General features: G+C 71.6%; 23 protein-coding genes. 9 read left to right on the forward strand and 14 right to left on the reverse strand.

Going from position 1 to position 25,525, the window contains the following annotated elements; translation table 11 throughout:
• Nucleotides 1-280: 280 nt before the first annotated feature.
• The 3 genes from LHJ74_RS01685 to LHJ74_RS01695 all read right to left on the reverse strand — a co-directional run bounded on the left by LHJ74_RS01685 (nt 281) and on the right by LHJ74_RS01695 (nt 3,153).
• Entirely contained in the window at nt 281-1,258 is a 978-nt protein-coding gene (locus LHJ74_RS01685; protein ID WP_260215580.1) for a YobF C-terminal domain-containing protein, read from the reverse strand.
• A 126-nt stretch (nt 1,259-1,384) separates the two neighbouring features.
• A complete protein-coding gene (locus tag LHJ74_RS01690) occupies nt 1,385-2,236 on the reverse strand; it encodes an ABC transporter permease subunit (RefSeq protein ID WP_260215581.1) in 852 nt (283 codons plus the stop codon).
• Nucleotides 2,236-3,153 carry an ABC transporter ATP-binding protein gene (locus tag LHJ74_RS01695; RefSeq protein ID WP_260215582.1) on the reverse strand — a complete coding sequence of 306 codons (918 nt, stop codon included), beginning with the start codon at nt 3,151-3,153 and terminating at the stop codon, nt 2,236-2,238. Before LHJ74_RS01695 ends, LHJ74_RS01690 begins: the two co-directional genes overlap by 1 nt.
• A 133-nt stretch (nt 3,154-3,286) precedes the next feature.
• On the opposite strand from LHJ74_RS01695, the gene LHJ74_RS01700 reads away from it, so the two are divergent.
• The 3 genes from LHJ74_RS01700 to LHJ74_RS01710 all read left to right on the forward strand — a co-directional run bounded on the left by LHJ74_RS01700 (nt 3,287) and on the right by LHJ74_RS01710 (nt 6,458).
• Nucleotides 3,287-4,504, forward strand: a complete 1,218-nt coding sequence (locus LHJ74_RS01700) for a sensor histidine kinase (RefSeq protein WP_260215583.1) — start codon at nt 3,287-3,289, stop codon at nt 4,502-4,504.
• Nucleotides 4,501-5,196 (forward strand): response regulator, encoded by a 696-nt coding sequence (locus LHJ74_RS01705; RefSeq protein WP_260215584.1) that lies wholly within the window; start codon nt 4,501-4,503, stop codon nt 5,194-5,196. The genes LHJ74_RS01700 and LHJ74_RS01705 overlap by 4 nt, the downstream gene beginning before the upstream one ends.
• 713 nt (nt 5,197-5,909) lie before the next feature.
• A complete protein-coding gene (locus LHJ74_RS01710) occupies nt 5,910-6,458 on the forward strand; it encodes a GNAT family N-acetyltransferase (protein WP_260215585.1) in 549 nt (182 codons plus the stop codon).
• 151 nt (nt 6,459-6,609) lie between these two features.
• On the opposite strand, the gene LHJ74_RS01715 is transcribed toward LHJ74_RS01710, so the two are convergent.
• Complete coding sequence (locus LHJ74_RS01715; RefSeq protein ID WP_260215586.1) at nt 6,610-8,049, reverse strand: aminotransferase-like domain-containing protein; 1,440 nt, start codon at nt 8,047-8,049, stop codon at nt 6,610-6,612.
• On the opposite strand from LHJ74_RS01715, the gene LHJ74_RS01720 reads away from it, so the two are divergent.
• The 3 genes from LHJ74_RS01720 (at nt 8,048) to LHJ74_RS01730 (ending at nt 11,022) form a co-directional block, all read left to right on the forward strand.
• Entirely contained in the window at nt 8,048-8,995 is a 948-nt protein-coding gene (locus tag LHJ74_RS01720; protein ID WP_260215587.1) for a DMT family transporter, read from the forward strand. The genes LHJ74_RS01715 and LHJ74_RS01720 overlap by 2 nt on opposite strands.
• Nucleotides 8,996-9,110: 115 nt before the next feature.
• Complete coding sequence (locus tag LHJ74_RS01725) at nt 9,111-9,329, forward strand: DUF1918 domain-containing protein (protein WP_260215588.1); 219 nt, start codon at nt 9,111-9,113, stop codon at nt 9,327-9,329.
• 835 nt (nt 9,330-10,164) lie between these two features.
• A complete protein-coding gene (locus LHJ74_RS01730) occupies nt 10,165-11,022 on the forward strand; it encodes a 3-hydroxybutyryl-CoA dehydrogenase (protein ID WP_260215589.1) in 858 nt (285 codons plus the stop codon).
• A gap of 411 nt (nt 11,023-11,433) precedes the next feature.
• On the opposite strand, the gene LHJ74_RS01735 is transcribed toward LHJ74_RS01730, so the two are convergent.
• Nucleotides 11,434-12,606 (reverse strand): epoxide hydrolase family protein, encoded by a 1,173-nt coding sequence (locus tag LHJ74_RS01735; protein ID WP_260215590.1) that lies wholly within the window; start codon nt 12,604-12,606, stop codon nt 11,434-11,436.
• Nucleotides 12,607-12,709: 103 nt separating this feature from the next.
• Between LHJ74_RS01735 and LHJ74_RS01740 the strand changes: the two genes are divergently transcribed.
• Nucleotides 12,710-13,285, forward strand: a complete 576-nt coding sequence (locus tag LHJ74_RS01740; protein WP_260215592.1) for a CGNR zinc finger domain-containing protein — start codon at nt 12,710-12,712, stop codon at nt 13,283-13,285.
• Nucleotides 13,286-13,666: 381 nt separating this feature from the next.
• Here the strand turns inward: LHJ74_RS01740 and LHJ74_RS01745 are convergent, their stop codons facing one another.
• Complete coding sequence (locus tag LHJ74_RS01745; protein ID WP_260215594.1) at nt 13,667-14,806, reverse strand: PP2C family protein-serine/threonine phosphatase; 1,140 nt, start codon at nt 14,804-14,806, stop codon at nt 13,667-13,669.
• A 502-nt stretch (nt 14,807-15,308) separates the two neighbouring features.
• Here LHJ74_RS01745 and bla point away from each other — a divergent pair.
• Nucleotides 15,309-16,256, forward strand: coding sequence for a class A beta-lactamase (gene bla / locus LHJ74_RS01750; RefSeq protein ID WP_260215595.1), 948 nt, complete (start codon nt 15,309-15,311; stop codon nt 16,254-16,256).
• 76 nt (nt 16,257-16,332) lie between these two features.
• On the opposite strand, the gene pheT is transcribed toward bla, so the two are convergent.
• The 7 genes from pheT to infC all read right to left on the reverse strand — a co-directional run bounded on the left by pheT (nt 16,333) and on the right by infC (nt 23,919).
• On the reverse strand, nt 16,333-18,849 hold the full coding sequence (gene pheT, locus LHJ74_RS01755) for a phenylalanine--tRNA ligase subunit beta (protein WP_260215596.1): 2,517 nt from the start codon (nt 18,847-18,849) through the stop codon (nt 16,333-16,335).
• A complete protein-coding gene (gene pheS / locus LHJ74_RS01760; RefSeq protein WP_260215597.1) occupies nt 18,849-19,988 on the reverse strand; it encodes a phenylalanine--tRNA ligase subunit alpha in 1,140 nt (379 codons plus the stop codon). Before pheS ends, pheT begins: the two co-directional genes overlap by 1 nt.
• A gap of 325 nt (nt 19,989-20,313) precedes the next feature.
• The gene (locus LHJ74_RS01765) at nt 20,314-21,435 is read right to left on the reverse strand and encodes a sensor histidine kinase (protein WP_260215598.1); all 1,122 of its coding nucleotides are present in this window, start codon (nt 21,433-21,435) and stop codon (nt 20,314-20,316) included.
• Between the two features lie 68 nt (nt 21,436-21,503).
• Complete coding sequence (locus LHJ74_RS01770; protein ID WP_260215599.1) at nt 21,504-22,346, reverse strand: TrmH family RNA methyltransferase; 843 nt, start codon at nt 22,344-22,346, stop codon at nt 21,504-21,506.
• 151 nt (nt 22,347-22,497) lie between these two features.
• Nucleotides 22,498-22,881 carry a 50S ribosomal protein L20 gene (gene rplT / locus LHJ74_RS01775; RefSeq protein ID WP_260215600.1) on the reverse strand — a complete coding sequence of 128 codons (384 nt, stop codon included), beginning with the start codon at nt 22,879-22,881 and terminating at the stop codon, nt 22,498-22,500.
• A 73-nt stretch (nt 22,882-22,954) separates the two neighbouring features.
• Entirely contained in the window at nt 22,955-23,149 is a 195-nt protein-coding gene (gene rpmI, locus LHJ74_RS01780; RefSeq protein ID WP_027751204.1) for a 50S ribosomal protein L35, read from the reverse strand.
• A 101-nt stretch (nt 23,150-23,250) separates the two neighbouring features.
• Nucleotides 23,251-23,919, reverse strand: a complete 669-nt coding sequence (infC, locus tag LHJ74_RS01785) for a translation initiation factor IF-3 (protein ID WP_260215601.1) — start codon at nt 23,917-23,919, stop codon at nt 23,251-23,253.
• Nucleotides 23,920-24,252: 333 nt separating this feature from the next.
• Between infC and LHJ74_RS01790 the strand changes: the two genes are divergently transcribed.
• Nucleotides 24,253-24,624 (forward strand): DUF1844 domain-containing protein, encoded by a 372-nt coding sequence (locus LHJ74_RS01790; RefSeq protein WP_260215602.1) that lies wholly within the window; start codon nt 24,253-24,255, stop codon nt 24,622-24,624.
• On the opposite strand, the gene LHJ74_RS01795 is transcribed toward LHJ74_RS01790, so the two are convergent.
• Nucleotides 24,614-25,438, reverse strand: coding sequence for an MIP family channel protein (locus tag LHJ74_RS01795; RefSeq protein ID WP_260215603.1), 825 nt, complete (start codon nt 25,436-25,438; stop codon nt 24,614-24,616). The two genes, LHJ74_RS01790 and LHJ74_RS01795, sit on opposite strands and share 11 nt — an antisense overlap.
• Nucleotides 25,439-25,525 lie beyond the last annotated feature (87 nt).

Here is a 25,525-nt window from a genome sequence, read left to right on the forward strand (position 1 = left end):
CCCGGGACGCGCTCGACGAGTGGATGGGCTTCGGTTCACTCCCCCGCGTCCTGGAGGCCGCCGGGCCCGGCGCCGCGCCGCGCGCCGACCCGGGCCGCACGCTGCACCTGCACGCCTCCGACGCGTTGCCGCGCGCGCCCCGCTCGCCGACCTCCTCCCGCTCCTCTACGGCCGCCGCACCCCGTCCGACACCTCGGTCGAGGCGCACGGGGGCGTGGACCTGCTGACCCTCTGGTGGAGCGCTCGGGACTCTGGCTCCGCGAACAGTCGGATACCGCAGTCACACCCGTGAGCCCTGGTGGGTGTCCTGAAGAGCTTCGCGCAGTCGTTCGTAGGTGGGCGCGAGCTGCCGCAGACCCGCCTCCACCGCCTGGTCGTCTCCGATGACCAGCGGGTGCTGCAGGCTTCCGAGGATCCGGGCCTGGTCTGCCGCGACGGCCGCCGGTTCGGGCAGGCCCAGCGAGGCCAGGCAGACGGCCGCGTCGCTGAGCCGGCGCGCACCGACCCGGACGCCGAAGACCTGGAGGAGGCTCCGGACGCCAGGACTGAGTCCTCGGCGCACCTGCGCGGCCAGAGCCTCGACGGCGGCGGCACCGCCGAGTGTCCCTGCCGGCACCGGCAGGTCCTCCCGGCCCGCCAGCCAGCGCACGGCACCGGGCAGTGACCGCCGCAGCGCCTCGGCCTCCGTGACGTCCCGTTCGCGGACGAAGCCGGTGCGCAGCACATACGGAGAGCTGACGTAGCCGACGGTCTTCGCCTGCCATGAGGCGAGGAAGGCGGCCGTCGGCAGCGTCGCGTACGGATGGCCCTGCGGATCGTGGAGCAGCACGGTGGCGTCTGCGGCGTCGAGGACCACGACGTAGTGGTCGGTCACGTCTTCACCTCCCTCACCGCTTGCGCCGCTCTCGCCGCCGGTGGCCGGGATGGCGGTCTGGTACGGCAGCAGGCACATGTCCAGCGGTCCGGCCAGAACGGGCCCCCGGACGCAGGCCGCGCGCAGCCGGGCCAGCGCCTGCTCCCAGGTGCCCCCGTCGCTGCGCTCGCAGCTCCAGCCGAGCAGTCCGACCGCCGCGTCCAGGCCGCGGTCCGGGTCCCAGCCGTACGGGTCGAACAGCGGCAGGGTCCCCCCGACAAGTTGGACGCCGAAGGGCGAACCGGTCAGCGTCTCGATGACGGCGGGCGAGGGTGCCTCGGAGCCGAGCACCATCGCCAGCGCGTTGGAGTAGCAGTAGGGGCCGGAGCCGAGATAGGCGAGCATGCGAAACCTTCGGTCGGTGGGGAGGGTGGTGTCCGGGGCGTCCCGCGGCTCCCAGTACAGGACCTCACACAGTGAGAGAGTCAACCCCGGCGACCCGGCGACCCGGCGACCCGGCGCGCGCGGCGCTCAGAGGTCGGTGTGGTGGACCGCGGTGAGCGTGACCAGGGCGGCGGCCAGCGGCCAGGCCGCGAAGACGATCCACGCCTCCGTGATCGTCATGGGGTACTTGCCCGGGTCGAACGTGCTCTCGGGGTTGCGTACCAGTACTTCCCAGGCGCTCAGCGGCATCATGTTGCCGATTTCCGCGACCCATCGGTAGGTGTCGCCCTGGAACAGCGCCGGAAGCAGCAGCAGCACGCCGACGACCGCGACGATGGTCCCCGTGGCGTGCCGGATCAGCGCACCCAGCGCCATGCCGGCCAGCGCGCACAGCGGCGCCAGCAGCGCGGACGCCGCGACGGCCCGCAGTGCGCCCGGGTCGCCGAGCGACAGGCCGCCGTGCTCACGCAGAATCGCCTGGGTCAGGCCGAAGGAGGCCCCCGCGACGACCGTGCCGAAGACGAACACGACCGCGGCCACGACGGCGGCCTTGGCCGTCAGCAGGGCGCGGCGGTCGGGGACGGCCGTGAAGGTCGTACGGATGAGGCCGGTGGTGTACTCGCCGAAGACGGCGAGGGCGCCGACACTGCCGGCGAGGATCACGAGGATCTGCCAGGCCGGGTCGACGAATGCGGTGATCAGCGGATCGAAACGGAAGTCGGGGTTCACCGGGTCGACCGCCGGCTGGTGCTCCAGCCGGCTGGCGTTGGAGCGGGCGGAGTTCACGTTGATCCCGATGACGAGCAGCGCGCCGACTCCCAGGACCCAGTGGGTGGAGCGCAGGGAGTGGAGTTTGATCCATTCGGCGGCCAGCAGGTCGCGGAGACGGGCGGCGGGTTCGGCCGGGGCTGCGGCGGCCGGGAAGGTTTCGGTGGTCATCAGGGCGCTCCGGTGGGGTATTCGACGCTGTCGGCGGTCAGTTGCAGGAAGGCCTGCTCCAGCGAGGCGGCATGCGTGGTCAGTTCGCCCAGCAGGAGTCCGTGGGCGAAGGCGAGTTGCGCGATGCGGTCCGCGCTGATCCCCGTCACCCTCAGACCCGCGCCACCCACTTCCCGCACCGAGGCACCCTCCGCGGTCAACACCCCCGCCAGCACCCGCGCGTCGACGGCGTCGGAGGTACGCACGCTCACTCCCGCCCCGGCGGCCCGGGCGGCGAACTCGGCAACGCTCTCCTGCGCGATCAGCCGCCCCCGTCCGATGACCACCAGCCGGTCCGCCGTGTGCTCCATCTCCGCCATCAGATGGCTGGAGACCAGCACGACACGTCCCTCACCCGCGAGACGGCGGAAGAGGCTCCGCACCCACAACACCCCTTGCGGGTCCAGCCCGTTGAGCGGCTCGTCGAACAACAGCACCGGCGGATCGCCCAGCAACGCCCCCGCGATCCCCAGCCGCTGCCGCATCCCCAGCGAGAACCCGCCCGCACGACGGCCCGCCACCTCCGCGAGCCCCACCTCCTCCAGCACGCTCGCCACCCGCTTGCGCCCGATGCGGTTGCTGCGCGCCAGCGCGTGAAGATGCGCCCCCGCACTCCGCCCCGGATGCACCTGGCCCGCGTCGAGCAGCGCCCCCACATGCCGCAGTCCCCGCCGCCGCTCGCGGAACGCACACCCTCCGACCGTGACCGTGCCGCCGCTCGGTTCACACAGGCCCAGCATCATCCGCAGCGTCGTGCTCTTCCCCGCACCGTTCGGCCCCAGGAACCCCGTCACCTCCCCCGCGCCCGCCGAGAACGACAGACTGTCCACCGCCGTCGTCCGCCCGTACCGTTTCGTCAACTCAGAGACCTCAATCACCCGCCCCACACTGGCGCGGACGGCAGACGCACCACATCGGACCGTCGATCACTTTCCCGGGCACGGTGGTAGCCCGTGGGAGTACGCCCACGGGCCGATGTCCCCGGCAGCGCCCGCGGATACGATGCGCCGCATGCCCGCCACGCCGCCGCTGCCGCTGCCGCTGCTCAAGCGCGTGCCACCAGGTGTCTGGATGATCGCCGTCTGGTGCGCGGTCACCGCCTACAGCCTGATGGTGGATGCGTGGCCGGGTGAGCCGCGGTGGGCCTTCGTCCTGGACGGGACGACCCTGGCCGCCCCGCGCTTGCCGATGCTGACCGTGGCCCTGGTGATGGTGCTGTGCGCGGGCATGCCGCGCCGTGCGCCGTTGCCCGCCCTCGCCCTGCTGCTCGCAGGGACGGTCGTCTCGACGGTCGCACTGAGCGTGAAGGACATCCCGCTGCTGCAGTTCCTGGCCGTCGACATCGCCCTCTGCTTCCTCGCGGCCACCCGTCCGCGCCGCGTCTCGGCCGCCGCCGCCGGTATGGCCCTCGGTGTGCTGTTCGGTTACGCGCTCACGCGGGTGCTGCTCGGGATGCCTGTCGTCGCCTCGACGGTGGTGGTCGTCGCCCTGACGACCACCATCGCCTGGCTCATCGGCAATTCGATCCACCAGGGTCACGTCCACGCCGACACGCTGCGCAGCCGGGCCGCGGAGGCGGCGGTCACCGCCGAGCGGCTCCGGATCGCCCGCGAACTGCACGACATGGTCGCGCACAGCATCGGCATCATCGCCATCCAGGCCGGTATGGGCAGCCGGGTCATCGACACTCAGCCCGTCGAGGCGCGCCGCTCGCTCGCGGCCATCGAGACCACCAGCAGGGAGACTCTGTCGGGGCTGCGGCGGATGCTCGGTGCGCTGCGCCGCGCGGACTCGGCCGCCATGACGGACTCGGCGCGCCGGGCGAGGTCGCCCCTGGATCCGGCACCGGGTCTGGCGGACGTCGAGCGGCTGGCCGCGAGGACGACGGCCGCCGGTGTCCGCGTCGACGTGCGGTGGCGCGGTGAACGGCGGGCGCTGCCCCCGGAGATCGACCTGTCCGCGTTCCGCATCATCCAGGAGTCGGTGACCAACGTGGTACGGCATGCGGACGCCCGGTCCTGCCAGGTCTCGATCGACCAGCAGGACGCCGCACTGTCCATCGAGGTCTCGGACGACGGACGCGGCAGCCCCGCCGAAGGCTCCGGTTACGGCCTGGTGGGAATGAGGGAGAGAGTCGCGCTGCTGCACGGGGACTTCCAAGCCGCGCCGCATGCCGGGGGCGGCTTCCGGGTCACCGTGCGGCTGCCCGTACCGGCGGGTGTGCGATGACGGTCCGCGTCGTACTCGTCGACGACCAGCCGCTCGTCCGCACCGGCCTGCGGGTGCTCGTCGCCGACAGCCCCGACCTGGAGATCGTGGGGGAAGCGGGGACGGGGGAGGAGGCGGTCCGGCTGTGCGGGGAAGTCCGGCCGGACGTGGTGGTGATGGACATCCGGATGCCCGGCATGGACGGCATCGAAGCCACTCGTCTGATCACCACCGGCACAGGCAGCACCGGCACAGGCAGCACCGGCACCACCCGCGTGCTGGTCCTGACCACCTTCGACGATGACGACTACGTCTACGGCGCCCTGCGCGCCGGAGCCTCCGGCTTCCTCGTCAAGGACATGGCCCTCGACGACATCCTCGCCGCCATCCGCGTCGTCGGCGCCGGAGACGCCCTCATCGCCCCCGGTGTCACCCGGCGCCTCATCGAGGAGTTCGCCGCACGCCCCGACCCCGGTCACACCCGCGGGGCCACCACCACCCGCCCCCTCACCGGCGTCACCGGCCGCGAACAGGAAGTCCTCACCCTCGTCGGCCGCGGCATGTCCAACACCGAAATCGCCGCTCATCTCTCCATCAGCATCGCCACCGTGAAGGCGCACGTGGCACGGCTGTTCACCAAACTGGACGCCCGCGACCGGGTCCACCTGGTGATCCTGGCCTACGAGACGGGACTGGTGACCCCACCCCGCTGACCCGCACCCACTGACCCGGAGCGGGGGCGAAGTGCGGCCACCGGCAGGCCGCGCACGGAAACTGGCAGTTCTGCGTGATGCGAGTTTCCTGCCACCCCCGCTACGGTTGCGCTCAGCGCAAGACGGACAGCAGCCAAGGACGGCACCTGGAAGCATGCAGCGCTCATGTTCGGCACGGCTGCCTGCTCTGGCGAAGGCAGCGCCGACGGCCCCGACCCAGTCTCCTCCGCCCCGCTCGCTACCGACTCGCCTTCGGCCGAGGCCTCGCCGAGTGAGCGGACCAACGAGTACGGGAAGGTCGCTGCCGCCGGAAACGGCGCGGGGGTCGTTTTTCAGATCGATGTTGCAGGAGTACCGGAATAGCTTCTGGGCGTGCACGTGCTCGATCGTGGCCCTCAGCGTTCGCCGATGCGGACCCTCGGCTGGCACCGGCGGTCACCGCAGGCGCCCGCAGGCTGGTCACTCAGGCTCAGACTGCACTGCCCAGCCCGGAAGTTGGTGAGGCTGACGGCGCCGAGCGGATGGGCCGCCCCTTCTTGAAGGGTCCGGCCCCGGCAGCGGACGGGAGGCGAGCGGCAGCGCAGCCGCGCGGCGCTCAAGCCGGGGCGAGTTCCGACCGGTCGGCCCTACGGTATCCCTCATGCCCTGGGGAGTTGAGGCTTTGTCCGTGAGTGGCGAGAGCACGTTTGCGGCGGGGCGATAGGTTGCCCGCCATGACAGAAATCGGGTCCGTCACCTGGCCACCTGCCCCGATCAAGACCGAGCGGCTCGTGCTCCGCGAGCCCGAGGCCCGGGACCGAGCGGCGTTCATCGAGCTGCTCGCCTCGCCGGAGGTGCATACCTACCTCGGTGGCCCTCGGCCGCGTGAGGAGTTGGAGCGCGCGGTGCCCGAGATATCCGACCGGCGGCCTGGCCTGTTCGCGATCGAGTTCGACGGAGCGGTGATCGGCATGGTCAAGCTCGATCGCCACGACGCGGAGAGCCTGGGGCACGTCCGTCCGGATGTCGGGGAGGCCGAGCTCGGCTATCTGCTCCTGCCGCAGGCTTGGGGACGCGGCTACGGCGCCGAAGCGTGCGCGGCGGCGCTCGGCTGGTTCGCCGACGCGCTTCCCGGCGAGCCGGTGGTGCTGCGCACCCAGACCGCCAACGAGCGCTCGATGCGCCTCGCGGCAAAGCTGGGGTTCACGGAGGTGGAGCTGTTCGAGGACTACGGCGCCGAGCAGTGGTTCGGTGTGTGGTCTTCGGTCACACCGTCTGGTTGAGCTCGTGCTCGGCGGCTGTTCCCCTCGGATGGTGCCGTCCGCCAGCCCTGCCGAGGCCCGCGCGAGGATGAACCCGGACAGCGCGTCGGTCTCGAACTGCTCCAACTCCTCCCCCGACGCCGGCCTTCGGCGCCGCGAGGGATGTCGCGCATCAGCCGCTGAGGCCCTCCCAGGCCGTGCGGAGGCGGCGTACGCCCTCGGCGATCTGCGCACCGCCCGCCGGCGGGGCGTAGCTCAGGCGCAGGTGCGGGGCGGCGGACTCGGCGGCGAAGTAGGCCCGTCCGGGCGCGACCGCGACCCCCGCGTGCAATGCCGCGGCGGCAAGCGCGGCCTCGTCCGTCCCGTCCGGGAGGCGGATCCACAGGTGGTAGCCGCCCCGTGGCACCTGCGGGACGGCCAGTTCCGGGAGCTCGCGGGCCAGAGCGGTGAGCATCGCCTCGCGGCGCAGTCGCAACTCCCCCGCGACGACGCGCAGATGGCGGCCCCAGGCGGGTGCGCCGACCAGTTCGAGCGCCGCTTCCTGCAAGGGCCGGGGCACGAAGAAACTGTCGACGATCTGGATGGCCCGCAGCCGCTCCAGCGCAGGGCCGCGTGCGGCGAGCGCGCCGACCCGCAGGCTGGGCGAGGCCACTTTGGTCAGGGAGCAGACATGTACCACCGCGCCGTCCGGGTCGTCCGCGCACAGGGTGCCGGGCAGCGGACCCGCGTCCTCGTGGGCGAGGCGCCGCGCGAAGTCGTCCTCGACGATGAAGGCCCCGGCGGCGCGGGCCGCGTCCAGCACGGCGCGGCGGCGCTCGGGGGCGATCACCGCGCCGGTGGGGTTCTGGAAGAGCGGCTGGCAGACGAACACCCGGGCTCCGCTGGCGCGGAAGGCGCGGGCGAGCAGCTCCGGGCGTACTCCGTCACCGTCGACGGGTACGGGGACGGGGCGCAGCCCCGAGGCACGGGCGGCGGCCAGCATGCCGGGATAGGTGGGCGATTCGACGAGCACGGCGGCACCGGGCGGCGCCAGTCCGCGCAGTGCGGTGGTGAGGGCGCTCTGGCCGCCGGCGGTGATCAGCACCTCGGAGGCGCTGACCGTCCCGCCGCCGATCTCGCGGGCGAACCATGCCCGCAGGTCGTCCATGCCGTCCAGCGGCGGCCGGCCCCAGGCGCCGGGCCGTCGCCCCGCACGGGCCAGCGCGGCGGCGAGGGCCCGCTCCGGCTGGAGCCCGGCGGGCAGATAGCCGCCGTTGAGTTCGATGACGCCGGGCGGGCTGGCGGCGAGCGTGGCGACGACTCCGCTGGCGTCGACGCTGCGGAGCGGCTGGTCCGGTGCCGCCTCGGCAGTGAGGGCGACCTCCTGCCAGGAGGTGTCCCCACCGGGACGTACGGGGGCGCGCGGCCCGGCCCGGAAGGCTCCGGCGCCGGGGCGGGTGACCACGAGCCCTTCGGCGGCGAGCGTGGCGAGCGCCCGCGAGACGGTGACGGGGCTGACGTGGTGACGCTCGACCAGCACCCGACTGGAGGGGAGTTTCTCCCCGGAAGAGTAGCGGTCCAGCTCCCGGCGCAGGGAAATGACCAGATCGGCGACACTGCTACGCTGTTGCATGACAGCACAGGATAGCGCTACCGCCGCTTCGCGGATAACGGTCCCGCCCTCGGCCGCCTCCCCGGAGCGCCCTGGTCCGGCCGCCCTCGGCGACCGGGGCGGCCTGCTCCTCGCGGCCCTCGGGGTGACCGCCTTCTCCCTCACCTTCCCGGCCACCGACTGGGCGCTGAGGGGCTTCGGCCCCTGGTCGACCGTCACCGTCCGCATCGTGCTGGCCGCACTGCTCGCGGGCGGCTGCCTGGCCGCGCGCCGGGTACCCGTCCCACCGCGGGCCCAGTGGGCGGGCCTCGCCGTGGTCGCCGCCGGGACGGTCATCGGCTTCCCGCTGCTGACCACCCTCGCGCTGCAGACCTCCTCCACGGCACACGCCGCCGTGGTGGTCGGCCTGCTGCCGCTCACCACCGCCGTGTACTCCGCCCTGCGGACCGGAAACCGCCCCTCGCGCGCCTTCTGGGCGGCGGCGCTGACGGGAGCGGCCATCGTCCTCACCTTCGCCCTGTACGAGAGCGGCGGCGCCCCGGCAACCGGCGACCTCTACCTCGCCGGCGCCCTGCTGATCTGCGCCGCCGCGTACGCGGAAGGCGGGCGATTGGCCCGCGAGATGCCCGGCTGGCAGGTCATCGGCTGGGCGCTGGTCGGCTGCCTGCCGCTGGCGGTGGCGGGCGCCTGGCTCGCGCTCGCCATCGAGCCGGTGGAGCCGAGCTGGCATGCGGTGTCCGGCCTGCTGTGGCTGGCGGCGGGTTCACAGTTCGTGGGACTGCTGCTGTGGTACCGGGGCATGGCACGTACGGGAGTCGCCCGGGCCAGCCAGGTCCAGCTGGCCCAGCCGCTGCTGACGCTCCTGTGGTCGTTCCTGCTGCTGGGCGAACGCCTCACGCCCGCCGCGCCGCTCGCAGCCGTCGCCGTGCTCTTCTGTATCGCCGCCACGCAGCGCAGTCGTGCCTGAAAGTGCGGGGTCCTGGCGGGACGGTCCGCGCATGGAGCGGACCGAGGCGGTCGGTCGTAGAATGTGATCCACGGCACAAACGAGGTGAGGTGCCATCCCTCGACAGGAGGCCCGCATGCACGCACACAAGGGCGACCACCTGACGGTCCACGGCCGGACAGTCGGCCAACCCGAGAGGGACGCCGAGATCGTCGAAGTGATGGGTTCGGACGGTGAACCGCCCTACCGGGTGCGGTTCACCGACGGTCACGAAACGGTGATGTCGCCGGGGCCCGACTCCGTGGTGCACGAGCGCGAGGAGCCGGACAAGCCCGAGCGCAAGTCCGGCTTCTGACCGAGCGCGACCCCCGAAGGCGCTGAGCAGGGCGCCCCCGACCTAGGGGCGCCCTGCGGGTGCCCGCTCCCGGATTCGGTCTGCGGCGGCATGGCCGCAGCCGTCCTCCCAAGCTGTCGCCGCTCCCGGCTGCGGTCCCAGGCGACCTGTCGCCTGCCATGGCCCCCACGGTGCGGCGGCATGACGCCTGGGCCGACTCGACGTGTCGCCTCCCGCGAGTACGGCCACGTACCAGCTGCCATGCTCGGCCTTGCGGGCCGTCCCCTGCCTGCGGCCGGAGACCCCGGAATCTGACGACGCGGCCCGACCCGAGGCTCGAACGAGACGGCCCAGAACCACGCGACCACCCAGGCCGGGGCCGCTGCCGGAAGTGCTGGCGAGCTGCATCACGTGCTGGCACCCGGGGCCACCTGCTGCCGCCTTCCGGATCGCAGCCCCCGGCGCCGTATCAGCGAAGAGGCGGCGTCCGGCCGGCGGACGCTGCGGGCAGAAGGTACCTCCCGGCGACGCCGGGGAGGCCGGCGCGTGCAGCAAGCTGGAGCCGGGCCGGGAACGGCCGACAAGGCGGGACTTCGGGCACACGCCACCGGCCTGCCCGCTGGGTCCTTGCGGACAGCCCCGGACCGCCCGGTGCCGCCGCCTCCCCGCCGACAAGCCGCCGCGGGGGTCCGCGTCCGTACCGTCGGCACCGGGACCTTCGCGGGTGTGGCGCACAGCGCAGACCCCCTCGAACCGGCGACGGCCCGGTGGAAGGTAACGTCTGGCGGCGAGGCAGCGCGGCCCGGCGACCCGGCGGCGTGCCGCCCGGGACCCGTAGATCTGCGAAAGGCACGATGTGACCGACATCCAACGCGTCGGAGTAGTGGGCTGCGGCCAGATGGGCGCCGGAATCGCCGAGGTGTGCGCGCGGGCCGGGCTGGAAGTCAAGGTCGCCGAGACCACCGGTGAGGCGCTGGAGCTGGGGCGTACGCGGCTGGTGAACTCCCTGGAGAAGGCGGCGGAACGAGGCAAGCTCACCGAGGCCGAGCGTGACGAGGCGCTGGGGCGGCTCAGCTTCACCACCGATCTTGGCGAGTTCGCCGACCGCGACCTGGTCATAGAGGCGGTGGTGGAGAACGAGCAGGTCAAGACCGAGATCTTCCAGGTCCTCGACCAGGTGGTGACCCGCCGTGACGCCATCCTGGCGTCGAACACCTCCTCCATTCCGCTGGTGAAACTGGCGGTGGCCACATCCCGCCCGGACCAGGTCATCGGCATCCACTTCTTCAACCCCGCCCCGGTCCAGCAGCTGGTGGAACTGATCCCCGCGCTGACCACCGGCGAGGAGACCATCACCCGTGCCGAGACCATGGTCGGCGGCATCCTCGGCAAGCACGCGATCCGCGCCCAGGACCGCTCGGGCTTCGTGGTGAACGCCCTGCTGATCCCGTACCTGCTCTCCGCCATCCGGATGTTCGAGTCGGGCATCGCGAGCCGTGAGGACATCGACAACGGCATGGAGATGGGCTGCGCCCACCCGATGGGGCCGCTCAAGCTGACCGACCTGATCGGTCTGGACACCGTCGCCTCGGTCGCCGACTCGATGTACGCGGAGTTCAAGGAGCCGCTCTACGCCGCGCCGCCGCTGCTTCAGCGCATGGTGGACGCGGGCCGCCTGGGCCGGAAGGCGGGCGCGGGCTTCTACGCCTACTAGGAGACACGGCAACGCCGCCAAGTGGCGCTGTTCGACGGACAGTTCACCCGAACAGGACCCACGGCGGCGTTGCCGCCGCGAGGCTCTGGCGGCGCCCGCCAAGCCCTCATCCGCGCATCATCGCCCAGTCTTCGGTGGAGCTCTCTGTGAAGCGTAGCCATGCGCTCAGAGCCGCCTGCAGTTCGATCACCGCTTGCCGGTCGAGGGCCTCCCCCGCCCTGCGACAAATTGACACGTGCCTGCACATCACCATCGGCCACCACCCCCAGCCCGGCTGCGGCCAGGCAGCCCATGCACCACCGTCAGGAGAAATGTCCGTGTGTCCCCGCAGCTTGACCCGGATGTGGCCTTCGGTTCCCTCCTCGAATTCGGCATCGCCGCTGCGGTCACCGATGACCGGCCCTTCCTCGTTCACCGATGAGCGGCCAGCACTGCCGCGAGGCCCTCTTGCAGATCTTTGACGAAGTACTCGGGAACCTCCAGCGACGGGAAATGTCCCCCGATCTCGGGCGACCTCCATCGGACGATCTGTCGGTACCGCTCCTGTGCCCAGGGGCGCGGACACTTCTCGACGTCGCGGGGATACATACTGATTGCTGACGGGACGTCGACCCGGAGTTCGGGGTCCAGCGAGTTGTGGCTTTCGTAGTAGATGCGGGCCGACGATGCGCCGGTCCGCGTCAGCCAATACAGGGTGACGTCGTCGAGAACGCGGTCTCTGGAAATCGTCTCGAACGGGCTGTCTTCGGTGTCTGACCACTCGGCGAACTTGTCGAGGATCCAGGCAAGAAGCCCGACCGGTGAGTCGACGAGCGAGTAGCCGATGGTCTGCGGCCGGGTCGCCTGCTGCTTCGCGTACGCCGCGCGGTGGCGCCAGAAATCGCGGGTTACCTCGGTCCACTTGCGCTCGACCGCCGTCAGCCCGTCCGTTGTCAAACCGGGCGGTCCCTCCGCGAACGTTGTGTGGATGCCGAGAACGTGCGCCGGGAACCTGCCGCCGAGAACCGTGGTGATATTTCCTCCCCAGTCGCCGCCGTGGGCTGCGAACTTGCCGTAGCCGAGCCTTCCCATCAGTTCCACCCATGCGGCCGCTATCTTTTCGGTTCCCCACCCGGTGGTGGCCGGCTTGTCGCTGTAACCAAAGCCCGGTAGCGACGGGACCACGACGTGGAACGCCGGCGCGTCTGCATCTTTCGGATCTGCCAGCTCGTCTACTACATCGATGAACCGAGCAATGCTGTCTGGCCAGCCGTGCGTCAAGATCAGAGGAGTGGCATCTGCGCGCGCGGATCGGCGGTGCAGGAAGTGGATTCCCAGATCATCAATGGTCGTGCGGAACTGGCCGATGCGGTTAAGGCGCTCTTCGAACGACCGCCAGTTGTACCCGGTGCGCCAGTAGTCCACGACGTCGACGAGGTCGGCGAGAGGAACGCCCTGTTCCCATCGGCGAGGGCCGGGCGCGGCGCGATAGACCGTCTCAGCCTCCGGTAGTCGCGCCGCGGCTAGTCGCGCGCGCAGATCGTCGAGGTCGGCGTCAGTTGCGTGGGCTTCAAATGCTTGCACGTCGCTGGTTGGACGGGGCATGAGACCTCCTGGTCCTCGTGAATCCGGCCACGATCTTCCGCGAACCGGCTAAGAAGGTTCTAGCACTTCTCCGAGCCACGCTGCAACCTGCTAAGGTGGTTCCATGCATGCTGGGTTCCCTGACTTCCGCCTCGGTAACGTGCTAGCGACCAGCTTCACGGGGACTCTGTCGGAGCGTCATGGCAACGCTGTGGAGCGCATTCCCACGCCGCACCGACTCATCGACTGGCTGGCAGTGAACGGCCTCGCCGTGGACTCCTGCACCACTGCCCAGCTCGGCCTCGCTCGGGAACTGAGGGAGTCGATTCACGCCGCCGCGACAGCGGCCGCGATCCAGGACGCTCTCCCCGCGTCTGCTGTCCAAGTCATCAATGACCGCAGCGCTCAGGGCCGGGCCGCGGCGACGCTGACACCCGAGGGTCAGCGGCGATGGCGGCTCAGCTCGGCTTCCTGCGTGGAAGATGCCCTCGGCGTGATCGCCGCCGACGCGATCAGCATCATCGCAGGCGAACGAGACGGAAAATTGGCCTTGTGCGCATCACCAACCTGCCAAGCCGCCTTCTTCGACACCAGTCAAAGTCGCACCCGCAAATGGTGTGACATGAACACGTGTGGGAATCGTCAGAAGAAGGCGCGCTTCAATGCCAACCAGCACAAAAACCCCAGATCAGCGGAGTGATCGTTACCTCGGTACATCCAGGTGGGCCCCACGCCTGCGACGCATCCGTCGCGTCGGGTGCACCCCAACGGCACCACTGATCCGTGGTGCCGGAAACTCGAAAGTGGCTGCACCGCGGGAGAAGATCTTCCGGAGCGGGCTGGAGTGGCCACCACCGGGCATCGTGGTCGCGCCGGCGACCCGCGCCGCCTGCTCAAGAACCCCAGTAAGGCCAACCGGACGGTCAAGGCGCCCGAAGACGAGGGGAAGACGGCCAAGGCGTGGGCATGGGAGACCATCGATGCCGTCCGGGCGGTCCTGCAAGAGCGCTACCAAGCCGATCACCGTCCGGCTGGTCCTGAGCATACGACTGACCCGGCGACCGCCCAGCCGGCGGGGCGGTCACCCGGAGGCGGCGTGCTCGGCGACCGGCTGCCGGCGGACCGAGCTGACCCCCTTGCCGCGCAGCACCAGCACCGCCGCGTCGTCGCAGGGCCGCCCGCCGGTGTGGCCCAGCAGCGCCTGGCGTACAGCGTGTACCAGCGCCGCCGGGCGGCCGTCCGTCCGCGTGAAGGCGCGGGTCAGCGCTTCCGGCAGCGGAAAGCTGCCGCCGCCGGAGTCGCGGGCGTCCTGCGCGCCGTCGGTGAAGAGGCACAGCGTCCCGCCTGGCGGCAGCTCCAGCCGATAGGGGTCGGGCAGCGTCGCGGGCAGCGGGAACAGGCCGAGCGGCGGCATCGGCTCCTCCTCGGTCACCGGTAGGGCCACGGCGCCGGTCCGGCCCGCACCGCCCAGCTGTGGGCCGAGCAGATACGGCCAGGGGTGGCCGCAGTTGAAGGCCGTCACCGTGTCGTCCTCCCCCACCTCCAGCAGCAGGACGGTGACGAACACCTCGGCCGCGTCCGCCGGGTCGTCCACGAGCACGCGCCGGTCTCCCAGGTGGCGCAGGAGACCGCGCTCAAGGCGACGCAGCACACCGGCGAGTTCGGCTTCGTCGTGGGCCGCCTCGCGGAAGACCCCGAGAACCGCCGCCACCGTGCTGACCGCTCCCAGACCGTGCCCGCGGACATCACCGATCACCAACCGCACGCCGTACCGGGTGGCCGCCGCCTCGTAGAGATCGCCGCCCAGCGTGGCGCCACGGGTGGCCGACAGATGCCCGGCGGCCATCTCCAGGCCGCCGAGACGGGGCGGCAGCGGCCGGAGCAGGGCGTCCTGCGCGGCTGTGGCCGCCTCGCGGGTGAGCCGCAGTTCGTGCGTGAGCCTGGTCCGCCGCCCCGCCGCAGCGTAGCCCGCCGCCGCGACGGCGAGGATGGCACCGCAGGTGGCCACCAGGTGCCCGGTGCCGTGCACACCGGCGCCCGCGAGTGAGACCAGGACGATCAGCGACCACGCGCCGGAGGCCACCACGCACGGACGGCGTCCGCTGCCCGCCGCGGCGATGACCGGCGTCGCCGCGAGCAGCGGCGCGAGAAACACGTCGCCGTAGTGGATGAACTGCCAGCCCGCGATGGCGAGGAGCCACAGTCCGGGCAGGCCGTGCACGAGCCCCCGGAGGGCGCGTCGTGGAATGGCCGGGGTGGAAACGGCACATGGGACTGGGACTGCCGCACCGGCGATGTCCGCTCTGGTTCCGATCACACTGACGGCCCCCTCGCGGGCCCCGCTGAGGATCTCTCGACCAGGGGCCCTGTCGATCACGCCGATTGTGACCAGTTGGCGCGCCGAGCTGGAACCTCTCGGCACATTCTCCACTCGATCGGATGAAATGGGGGCAATTACGGGGGCAGCCGGAACCGCGCCGGAACCTCGCTGTCCGCACCGACCGCCGGGCCACCGGACCCCCGCCAGGCCGTCGACCTGGTGTGAGACAGAGAGTGGATCAGCTCGCAAGGGTCAGCGTATTGGACCGCACGGCAACGCGAGGGTGAGGGTGTTCCTGGCACTCATGACAGCTCGTCACCGCTCATGACCGCGCACCGGGATGGGGCCGTGTCACTCCATCCCCCATGCGCCTCGCGTCGCGGGGCACCCCGGAGGTTGGACCATGCAGCACATCCGTGCCCGGCGCACCGTTCTCGGTGCGCTCGCCGCACTCGCCTTCGTCCCGCTGGTGGCCTGCGGCCAGGACGCTTCCCCGGCCGCCTCCCCGGCCTCGGCGGACCCCTCGCCCCCGGCCTCCGCGACGACGGTTCCGAGTGCGGACGCGAAGGCGCTCAAGGCCGAGTTCAAGGACCTGGAGGGCAAGTTCGACGCGCGGCTGGGTGTCTACGCCGTCGACACCGGCACCGGGCGGGAGGTGGCCTACAACGAGGGTGAGCGGTTCGCCTTCGCCTCCACCTTCAAGGCGCTGGCCGCCGCGGCCGTGCTGCAGAAGCACTCCCCCAGCGAGATGGAGCAGGTGATCGAATACTCCCCGGATGATCTGATCGCCCACTCTCCGGTGACCGAGAAGCACGTCGAGACGGGGATGAGCCTGAGCGCGCTGTCCGAGGCCGCCGTCCGTTACAGCGACAACGCCGCGGCCAACCTGCTGTTCGACGCGCTGGGCGGTCCCAAGGCCCTGGATGCCGAACTCGAGAAGATCGGCGACGACGTCACCCGGATGGAGCGCCGCGAGCCGGAGCTGAGCCGCTGGGCCCCGGGCAGCACGCGGGATACGAGCACACCGGAGGCGCTGGCCAAGGACCTGCGCGCGTACGTGCTCGGTGACGTCCTCGGCAAGGGAGACCGCGCGCAGCTCACCAAGTGGCTGCGGACCAACACCACCGGAGACGACCTGATCCGGGCCGGGATGCCCGAGGGCTGGGTGGTCGGCGACAAGACCGGAAGCGGCAGCGGCTACGGCGCCCGCAACGACATCGCCGTGGTGTGGCCGGACGACGGGGCCCCGATCGTCCTGGCGATCATGTCTAACCGCAGCGAAGAGGACGACGACCACGACGACAAACTGATCGCGGAGGCGGCCTCCGTGGTCGCCGACACGTTCTCGTAACGGCCGAAGCCCTGCGCCGGGGGCGGCGCAGGGCTTCAGCGGCGTTCCGGCTCTCGACGGGGCACGGGGCCGCCCGCTATCCGTTACCGCCCCGGAGCACCGCGCCCGTCCGCTCGGCGGCGGAGGCGACGGCGGAGTCCCGCGCCGCGGACGCCTCATCCGCCCGGAGCGTACGGTCCTCCGCGCGGAAACGCAGCGCGTACGCAAGGGATTTGCGCCCCTCGCCGACCTGCTCTCCGGTGAAGACGTCGAACAGCCGCAGTGATTCGAGCAGTTCCCCCGCACCGGCCCGCAGTGCGGCTTCGACCTCCGCCGCCGGGACACTCTCGGGCACGATCAGCGCGACGTCCTGAGTGGCGACGGGATAGCCGGAGACCCGGGGCGCCGTTACCGCTCCCGCCCCGGCCCGCTCCAGCGCGTCCAGGTCGAGCTCCATGGCGCAGGTGCGGGCGGGCAGCCCCAGCGCCTTGACGACACGCGGGTGCAGCTCCCCGGCGTGCCCGAGCGTCTGCCCGCCGGCGGACAGCCGGGCGCAGCGGCCCGGGTGCCAGGGTCCGTACGCGGCGGCGGACACGGAAAGCTCCGTCCCTGCCTCGCCCGCGACCGTACGGGCGGCCTCGACGGCGTCCGCCCAGTCACCGGCGCGCTCGCCGCCCCACCAGCCCGCCTGTTCGCGGGCGCCGGAGAGGACGACCGCCACGTGCCGGGGCTGGGCGGGCAGCGCGGCGTCCAGCGCGGCGAGGTCCGCGTCACTCGGCCGGGCGCCGACCGGAAGCCGTACGGCCTCGGTCTCCTCACCGGTCGGCCGGAAGACCAGGCCGGTCTCGAAGAGGGCGAGGCCGCCGTGGCTGTCCTGGCTGCCGCGCCCTTCGTTCCGCCTCAGCGCGGCGAGCAGGCCGGGCAGCAGCATCGTGCGCAGCAACGGCTCCTCGTCGGAGAGCGGGTTGGCCAGCTCGACCGTACGGCGGGCCGGGTCGTCGGCGGGCAGCAGGAGCTGGTCGAGGACGGGTGCGCCGATGAACGGGTAGTTCAGCGCCTCGACATACCCCGCTCCGGCCAGCGCGCGGCCGACCCTGCGGTGCAGGCGCTGCCGCCCGGTCAGCCCACGGCCCGCCGGGGGCCTGGGCAGTGTGGAGGGCAGGTTCTCGTAGCCCTCCAGCCGGATGACCTCCTCTGCGAGGTCGTTCGGGTCGCGCAGGTCAGGCCGCCAGGACGGCACGGTGACGGTCAGTTCGTCCTGCCCGTAGACATCGCAGCCGACCTGCTGGAGGCGGCGTACGACGGTCTCCCGCCCGTATGCCACCCCTGCGACCCGGTCCGGGTGGTCCACGGCGATCCGGACCGTGCGGGGTCCGCTGGGGGTGGCGATCTCGGTGACGCCCTGCTCGGCGGTGCCGCCCGCGAGCAGCACCAGCAGGTCGACGGTGCGCTGGGCCGCGGCTGCCGCCGCCTGCGGGTCGACCCCGCGCTCGAAGCGCCGGGACGCCTCCGAGGAGAGCTTGTGGCGCCGCGCGGTGCGGGCCACGGAGACGGCGTCGAAGTGCGCCGACTCGATGACGACCTCGGTGCTGGCCGCCGCGCCGGTCGCGGCGTCCGCGATCTCGGTGTTGGCGCCGCCCATCACTCCGGCCAGCCCGATCGGGCCCCGGTCGTCGGTGATGACGAGGTCTTCGATGTCCAGCGGGCGGACGGCGCCGTCCAGGGTGGTGAGCTTCTCGCCCGGCACGGCCCTCCGTACGCCGATCGCGCCCTCGATACGGGCCCGGTCGTAGGCGTGCAGCGGCTGCCCGAGCTCCAGCATCACGTAGTTGGTGACGTCGACGGTGAGCGAGATGGGCCGCATGCCGGCCTTCTGCAGCCGCCGCTGCAGCCACAGCGGCGAACGGGCCTCCGGGCGCAGGCCGGTGACGGCGCGGGCGGTGAAGCGGTCGCAGCCGTGCCGGTCGGCGATCTGCACCGGCGGCCCGGAGGAGTTCGGGGCCGGCACGTCGAGCAGTGCGGGGTCGCGCAGCGGCAGGCCGTAGGCGATCGCCGTCTCGCGGGCGATGCCGCGCAGCGACAGGCAGTAGCCGCGGTCCGGGGTGACGGCGATGTCCAGCACCTCGTCGACCAGCTCCAGCAGGGCGATCGCGTCGGTGCCGGGCTCGTACTCGGGCGGCAGCACGATGATGCCGTCGTGGTCGTCGCCCATGCCCAGCTCGGCGGCCGAGCAGATCATGCCCTCGGAGACCCTGCCGTAGGTCTTCCGCGCGCTGATCCGGAAACCGCCGGGGAGGGTGGCGCCCGGGAGCACGGCCACGATCTTGTCGCCGACCGCGAAGTTGCTGGCGCCGCAGATGATGTTCTGCGGTTCTCCGGTGCCGTTGGCGGCGCCCACATCCACCTGGCAGTAGCGGATGGGCTTCTTGAACTCGGTCAGCTCCTCGACCGTCAGGACCTCGCCGACGACCAGCGGGCCCTGGAGTCCGTCGCCGAGGCGTTCGACCGTCTCGACCTCCAGCCCGGCCGCGATCAGTTTCGTCGCGACATCACGGCCGGACTCGCCGGCCGGCAGGTCGACGTACTCCCGCAGCCAGGAAAGCGGGGCGCGCATCAGATCTCCATCCCGAACGGCCTGGTGAAACGCACGTCACCCTCGACCATGTCTCGCATGTCCTCAACGTTGTGGCGGAACATCAGCATCCGCTCGATACCGAACCCGAAGGCGAATCCGCTGTACCTCTCCGGATCGACACCGCAGGCGGTCAGCACCCTCGGGTTGACCATGCCGCAGCCGCCGAGCTCGATCCAGCCCTCGCTGGAGCAGGTGCGGCAGGGTCGGTCCGGGTCGCCGACGGACGCGCCGTGGCAGACATAGCAGACCATGTCCATCTCGGCGGACGGCTCGGTGAACGGGAAGTGGTACGGCCGGAGCCGGGTGCGCATGCCCTCGCCGAAGAGCGACTGGACCATGTGGTCCAGGGTGCCCTTGAGGTCCGCCATGGTCAGGCCCTCGTCGATGGCGAGCAGCTCGACCTGGGTGAAGACCGGGGTGTGCGTGGCGTCCAGTTCGTCCGTACGGAAGACGCGGCCGGGGCAGATGACGTAGACCGGCGGCTCACGCTCCAGCAGCGAGCGGATCTGCACCGGTGAGGTGTGCGTCCGCAGCACGAGCGGGCTCGACTCGCCCTCGACGGAAGGCTCGCCGCCTGCCGGAGCACGGACGAAGAAGGTGTCCTGCTCCGTGCGGGCCGGGTGGTCCGGGGGGATGTTGAGGGCGTCGAAGTTGAACCACTCCGCCTCCACCTCGGGCCCCTCGGCGACCTCGTAACCCATCGCGACGAAGATGTCCTCGATCCGCTCGGACAGGGTCGTCAGCGGGTGGCGGGCGCCGGCGGGCACGCGGTCGTAGGGCAGCGTGACGTCCACCGCCTCCTCGACCAGCACCCGCTCGTCTCGCGCGGCCTCCAGTTCCTCCTGGCGCGCTTTGACCGCCTTGCCGACCGCTGCACGTGCCTGGCCGACGCGCTTGCCCGCCTCCGCCTTGGCCTGCGGTGGCAGAGCGCCGATCTCGCGGTTGGCCAGAGCAAGGGGGGAGCGGTCGCCGGCGTGGGCGGCCTTGATCTCACGCAGTGCTTCCAGGTCGGGGGCCGCGGCGATCGCCGCGAGCGCCTCGTCCCGCGCCGCGTCGATCATTTCCGGTTTCAGTGCCTCGACCTCTACTGGGTCGTATGACTTATTGGGTGCCGACATTTCTTCCCGTGTCTCCGTGTGGCGTGACTGCGTGGCATGACTGCGCTGCGTGCCAGGGGTCGAGTCTACGTTCCGCCCGGGGGTGGGCCCGTCCCACCCGTGAACGGAACGCGGCTGCTGGCACCGCGTCGGGCAGGGTTTGCCCGGTAGCGAGGCGTCCTGGTGCGGTCAGCGGCAGGGCGCCCGACCGGCCTCGTAGCGGGCCTGCTCGGCCGATCGGGCAACGCGGCCGATGGCCGTGCCAGGGCGTCGAGCGGGGCGAACCCTGCCCGACGCGGCGCCGGTACGCGGCGCGCGGACGTCTGCGGGGGAGCCCGCGGGCAGGTCAGGCCAGGAAGGCCGGGGCGCCCGCGGGCAGCGTAAATCGGAACCGGGCGCCGCCACCGGCCGCGCGGGAGACGGTGATACGGCCGCCGTGCGCCTCGACGATGCCCTTGACGATGTAGAGGCCCAGGCCGGTTCCGCCGCGTCTGCTGCCCCGCCAGAAGCGGGTGAAGACGCGGCTCATCGACTCCTCGGGGATGCCGGAACCCTCGTCGCTCACGGTGACAGCCGTTCCCTCGTCTTGGGGGTGGTGCGGATCTCGGGGATGGCGGGTATCTGGTGCCACATGCAGGGTGACAGTTCCCTCGCCGTGGCGCACCGCGTTTTCCAGCAGGTTGCCCAGCACCTGGTCGATCTTGTCTGGGTCGGCCCACAGCGGGGGCAGCGGCTCCTCGACACGGGTGACGAAGCGGCCCGCGGGCTGCCCGGCCACCGTGTGGGCCGCGACGTGGCGGCGGACTGCCGCGGCCATGTCGACCGGCTGACGGCGGACTTCGAGCCGCCCGGAGTCGATCCGGGAGATGTCCAGCAGTTCGGCGATCAGCCGGGTCACCCGGTTCGCGTCGGCGTCGACGGTCTCCAGCATCAGCCGCTTCTGGTCGTCGGTGAAGCGTTCCCACTTGGCCAGCAGGGTGGCGGTGAACCCCTTGACGGAGGTGAGGGGCGAGCGGAGTTCATGGGCGACGGTGGCGATGAGCTCGGCGTCGCTGCGCTCGGAGCGGCGCCGCGCCTCGGTGCCCCGCAGCGTCACCACCAGCCGGTGCAGGGGCCCGGTCGGACCGGTGCGGACATAGCGCGCGGAGACCAGCATCTCCCGCCCGCCGAGCAGCAGACCGCGCTCGGGCTGCCCGGTGCGGGTGGCGAGACCGCCATACGGATCGGTCAGCCGCCACCAGCGGTTGCCCTCGAGGTCCTGCAACGGCAGCGCGCTCTGAATGGGGCGGCCCAGCACCTGCGGCGGGCTCAGCGCGCAGATCCGGGCGGCGGCGGCGTTGAAGCAGATCACCCGGCCGGTGCGGTCGGCGACGACGAGGCCGTCAGGCAGGTCGTCGGGGTGCAGACCCAGCTCGGTGAACTCCGGTAAGACCGGGCGCACGGAGCCGTCCCGCGCACTGACCTCCATACCGCCCCGCCCCCTCCCCTGCCGCCCGGGCTTCGAGCGGCCACTTTACGGCCTGGTGCACCAGGCCGTCACTCTTCCCTCGTGACCGCACGGCACCCTCCGGCGGCCCGCTGGGCGCGGGCGGAGGCGTACAGGCATACGGCGGCGGCGGTGGCGAGGTTGAGGCTCTCGGCCAGGCCGTGGATCGGCACCCGCACCACCCCGTCGGCGAGTGCGCGGGTGCCGTCCGGCAGGCCCCATGCCTCGTTGCCGAAGATCCACGCGGTGGGGCCGCCGAGGCGGTCGCCGTCGAGCTCGGCGTCCAAGTCCCGCTCCCCCGCACCGTCGGCGGCCAGTACCCGCACCCCGGACCCGCGCAGGCCCGCGACGGCGCGCTCGACGGGCACCCCGACGGCGACCGGCAGATGGAAGAGGGAACCGACCGACGCCCGTACGGACTTAGGGTTGTAGACGTCGACGGAGGCGTCCGTCAGCACCACGGCCTCGGCCCCGGCGGCGTCCGCGCAGCGCAGCACCGTGCCCGCGTTACCGGGGTCGCGTACGTTCGCCAGGACGGCCACCAGCCGGGGCCGCGCGGTCAGTACGTCGTCGAACGGGTGGTCCAGGAACCGGCAGACGCCGACCAGGCCCTGCGGAGTGACGGTCTGCGAGAGCTCCGCGAGGGTCGCGTCCGACGCGAGATGGACGCGGGCTCCCGCCTCCCGGGCCCGGTCGAGGACCTCGGCATGCCGCTCGGCCGCCTCCTCGGTGGTGAACAGCTCCAGCAGCGCCGGGGCACCTTCCACCTGGTGCACGGCGGCCTCCCGTACGGCCTGCGGGCCCTCGGCGAGGAAGCGGCGCTCCCTGCTGCGGTGGGCGCGGCGGGCGAGCCGTCGGGCGGCGGCTACGCGCGCGGAGGACGGGGGGTTCACGCAGGGGCCTTCCTCGTCAGGTGTGGGTCCGGGCCTCGTCGCCTCAGGGCCTGCGCGGGGCGCTCCCGGGGACGCTCATGGCCCCGGGAGCGCACCGGACCCGCAGGCACGGGGCCTGCGGGTCCGGGCACGAAGACTCGGTGAGGGACTCTCAGGCGGCCTTCGGCGCGTTGACGTCACTCGGAAGGGCCTTCTGGGCCACCTCGACGAGCGCGGCGAACGCGTTCGCGTCGTTGACCGCGAGGTCCGCCAGGATCTTGCGGTCCACCTCGACGTTGGCGGCCTTCAGACCCTGGACGAAGCGGTTGTAGGTCATGCCGTTGGCGCGGGCGGCAGCGTTGATCCGCTGGATCCACAGCTGACGGAAGTCGCCCTTGCGCTTCTTGCGGTCGTTGTAGTTGTAAACGAGGGAGTGGGTGACCTGCTCCTTCGCCTTCCGGTACAGGCGGGAGCGCTGGCCGCGGTAGCCGCTCGCCTGCTCGAGGATCGCCCGGCGCTTCTTCTGGGCGTTGACTGCCCGCTTGACGCGTGCCACTTGATAACTCCTTGTAGCGGAACCGCGGGTGACTCACACGGTCCAGATCGATGGGGTCCCGGTCGAACGGGGCTTACTTGCCGAGAAGCTTCTTGATCTTCTTGGCGTCGGCCGGAGCCGTCTCGACGTCGTTGGCCAGGCGGCGCGTCAGCGTCGACGGCTTGTGCTCCAGGTAGTGGCGGCGACCTGCACGCTGGCGCATCACCTTGCCGGTGCCGGTGATCTTGAAGCGCTTACGGGCACCGCTGTGCGTCTTGTTCTTCGGCATGTCGCCGTCTCTCCTCGTCGTTGGCGCTCCCTGCCAGGCATACCGGCATGCGGAAGCGTCAAGCTGGTCGGTTGCTGGTCCCGGCCGTGGCCGGGAGGGGCTCATGCCTCCGCGGGCTCCTCGGCGGGCGCCTCGGCAGGCTCCTCTTCGAGCTCCTCGGCGCTGCCGTTCTCCGGCTGGCGGCCGGCCTTACGGGCGGCCTGGGCCTCGCGGGCCTCGGCCATCGCCTCGGTCTTCTTCTTGTGCGGGCCAAGAACCATGATCATGTTCCGGCCGTCCTGCTTGGGATTGGACTCCACGAAGCCCAAGTCCTGCACATCGTCGGCCAGCCGCTGAAGCAGCCGGAAGCCCAGCTCGGGGCGGGACTGCTCACGACCGCGGAACATGATCGTGATCTTGACCTTGTCCCCCTGCTTGAGGAACCGGACGACATGACCCTTCTTGGTGTCGTAGTCGTGCGGGTCGATCTTCGGCCGGAGCTTCATCTCCTTGATGACCGTGTGCGCCTGGTTCTTGCGCGCTTCACGGGCCTTCATGGCCGACTCGTACTTGAACTTTCCGTAGTCCATGAGCTTGCACACCGGCGGACGTGCTGTCGCCGCCACCTCGACCAGGTCAAGGTCGTATTCCTGTGCCAGCTCCAGGGCCTTGGCAAGCGGCACAATGCCGACCTGCTCGCCGCTGGGACCGACGAGTCGCACCTCGGGGACGCGAATCCGGTCGTTGATACGGGGCTCGGCGCTGATGGGGCCTCCTCGGGTCCACCACACGGCGGTCTGGCGGACGGCCGTGCATGAGTCTTATGAGTATGGTGACCACCGTACGAAGCACGCAAAAAACCCCGCACGGGACACAGGCGGGGCTCCTCACAGACCGGGAGCACCACCGCGTAGGCGGGGCGCAGCCTGACCTTTGACCCGCGGTCCGTAGGACCACTGGGTGGGAGATCGGAGCCTCCACTTGCGGGCCGGATCCGGAGGCCCACGTCGGTGGGGCTCGCGCATTCGGCCGGTCGATGTTCGAGCATACCAGCATTCGGGGGTGGGTGCCCGCCGCCGACCAGGGCCCTCGGCCTGTTGCGGCGCAGCACTAGGCTGGGGGCCATGAGCGACCCCGCGACGACGCCCCACGAGACGAACACCCCGGACTTCGACGGCCTGACCCGCGACATCGCGGACGTGCCGGCCGTGGAGGTGATCACGACGGTGGCCGTCCATCTGATGTCCTCCGCCGCCGTCAAGTGCGGTCTCGCCGAAGAGGGGGACGAGCACAAGGACCTGGACGAGGCGCGGAAGCTCATCCAGGCGCTGGCCGGCCTGGTCACCGCCAGCGCCACCGAAATAGGCACATACCACGCGGCCCCGCTGCGTGACGGGCTCAAGTCGCTCCAGCTCGCCTTCCGCGAGGCGTCCCTGGTGGCCGACGAGCCGGGGCAGGGTCCGGGCGAGAAGTACACCGGGCCGGTCATCGGCTGACGGACGCGGGCCGGCCCAGGGTCGGCGGATGCGTCACGCCGTGCGCCAGCGCCGCGAGCGCCCCGCCGAGCAGCGGTGCGACCAGGAACAGCCACAGCTGACTCAGCGCCGCACCGCCCGCGAACAGCGCGGGCCCGATGCTGCGCGCCGGGTTGACGGAGGTGCCGGTCAGCGGGATGCCGACGAGGTGGACGACCGCCAGCGCCATGCCGATCGGCAGCCCGTCGAAGCCGGTGACGGCCACCCGGTGGGTCACCGCGAGCACCACGAACACCAGCAGGAAGGTCAGCACCACCTCGGCGACGAACGCCCCGCCGGTGTTGATGTGCACGGCGGAGCGGTCACCGAAGCCGTTGCTGCCGAAGCTCTCACTCGTCTCGATCCCCGGCACCTGTTTGGCGACGAGGAAGAGCAGCAGCGCACCGAGGATCGCACCGAGGACCTGGGCCACCCAGTAGCGCACGGCCATCGCGAGGTCGATGCGCCGGCCGATCAGCATGCCGAGCGTGACCGCCGGGTTGACATGGCAGCCGGAGACCGCTCCGAGCGCGTATGCCAGTGCCAGCAGGACCAGCCCGAAGGTGAGGGCGATGCCCAGCGTGCCGATGTACTCGGCGGACAGTACGGCGGCACCCACGCCGAAGAAGACGAGCAGCAGCGTGCCGAGACATTCCGCCGCCAGGATCTCCGGCGCCACCTGGCTGGTCAGCCGCGTCCGCAGACCGGAACTCCAGCTCGCTGCCCTGGCCCGGCGGCCCTCACCCCGGCCGCCGCCGGGTTCGTCGTCCGGCGCAGTCTCCCGCTCCTGGGACATGACGCCCTCCTGTCAGGGTGATCGCGGATCAGCGAGGTCTCCCTGAGTGTCGGACGGTGCCCGCATGGCCCGCACCCGGAGCGCGGC

The organism is Streptomyces gossypii (assembly GCF_025165795.1).
GTDB classification, from domain to species: domain Bacteria; phylum Actinomycetota; class Actinomycetes; order Streptomycetales; family Streptomycetaceae; genus Streptomyces; species Streptomyces gossypii.

Excerpts from the sequence above, each read along its gene's own strand:
- LHJ74_RS01720 (WP_260215587.1), top strand. The coding sequence starts at position 8,048 with ATGACAGCACAGGATAGCGCTACCGCCGCTTCGCGGATAACGGTCCCG.
- LHJ74_RS01795 (WP_260215603.1), bottom strand. The coding sequence starts at position 25,438 with ATGTCCCAGGAGCGGGAGACTGCGCCGGACGACGAACCCGGCGGCGGC.
- LHJ74_RS01690 (WP_260215581.1), bottom strand. The coding sequence starts at position 2,236 with ATGACCACCGAAACCTTCCCGGCCGCCGCAGCCCCGGCCGAACCCGCC.
- LHJ74_RS01725 (WP_260215588.1), top strand. The coding sequence starts at position 9,111 with ATGCACGCACACAAGGGCGACCACCTGACGGTCCACGGCCGGACAGTC.
- LHJ74_RS01740 (WP_260215592.1), top strand. The coding sequence starts at position 12,710 with ATGCATGCTGGGTTCCCTGACTTCCGCCTCGGTAACGTGCTAGCGACC.
- bla (WP_260215595.1), top strand. The coding sequence starts at position 15,309 with ATGCAGCACATCCGTGCCCGGCGCACCGTTCTCGGTGCGCTCGCCGCA.
- LHJ74_RS01735 (WP_260215590.1), bottom strand. The coding sequence starts at position 12,606 with ATGCCCCGTCCAACCAGCGACGTGCAAGCATTTGAAGCCCACGCAACT.
- LHJ74_RS01700 (WP_260215583.1), top strand. The coding sequence starts at position 3,287 with ATGCCCGCCACGCCGCCGCTGCCGCTGCCGCTGCTCAAGCGCGTGCCA.
- LHJ74_RS01710 (WP_260215585.1), top strand. The coding sequence starts at position 5,910 with ATGACAGAAATCGGGTCCGTCACCTGGCCACCTGCCCCGATCAAGACC.
- LHJ74_RS01765 (WP_260215598.1), bottom strand. The coding sequence starts at position 21,435 with ATGGAGGTCAGTGCGCGGGACGGCTCCGTGCGCCCGGTCTTACCGGAG.
- pheT (WP_260215596.1), bottom strand. The coding sequence starts at position 18,849 with ATGCGCGCCCCGCTTTCCTGGCTGCGGGAGTACGTCGACCTGCCGGCC.
- LHJ74_RS01715 (WP_260215586.1), bottom strand. The coding sequence starts at position 8,049 with ATGCAACAGCGTAGCAGTGTCGCCGATCTGGTCATTTCCCTGCGCCGG.
- rpmI (WP_027751204.1), bottom strand. The coding sequence starts at position 23,149 with ATGCCGAAGAACAAGACGCACAGCGGTGCCCGTAAGCGCTTCAAGATC.
- pheS (WP_260215597.1), bottom strand. The coding sequence starts at position 19,988 with ATGTCGGCACCCAATAAGTCATACGACCCAGTAGAGGTCGAGGCACTG.
- LHJ74_RS01790 (WP_260215602.1), top strand. The coding sequence starts at position 24,253 with ATGAGCGACCCCGCGACGACGCCCCACGAGACGAACACCCCGGACTTC.
- LHJ74_RS01705 (WP_260215584.1), top strand. The coding sequence starts at position 4,501 with ATGACGGTCCGCGTCGTACTCGTCGACGACCAGCCGCTCGTCCGCACC.
- LHJ74_RS01685 (WP_260215580.1), bottom strand. The coding sequence starts at position 1,258 with ATGCTCGCCTATCTCGGCTCCGGCCCCTACTGCTACTCCAACGCGCTG.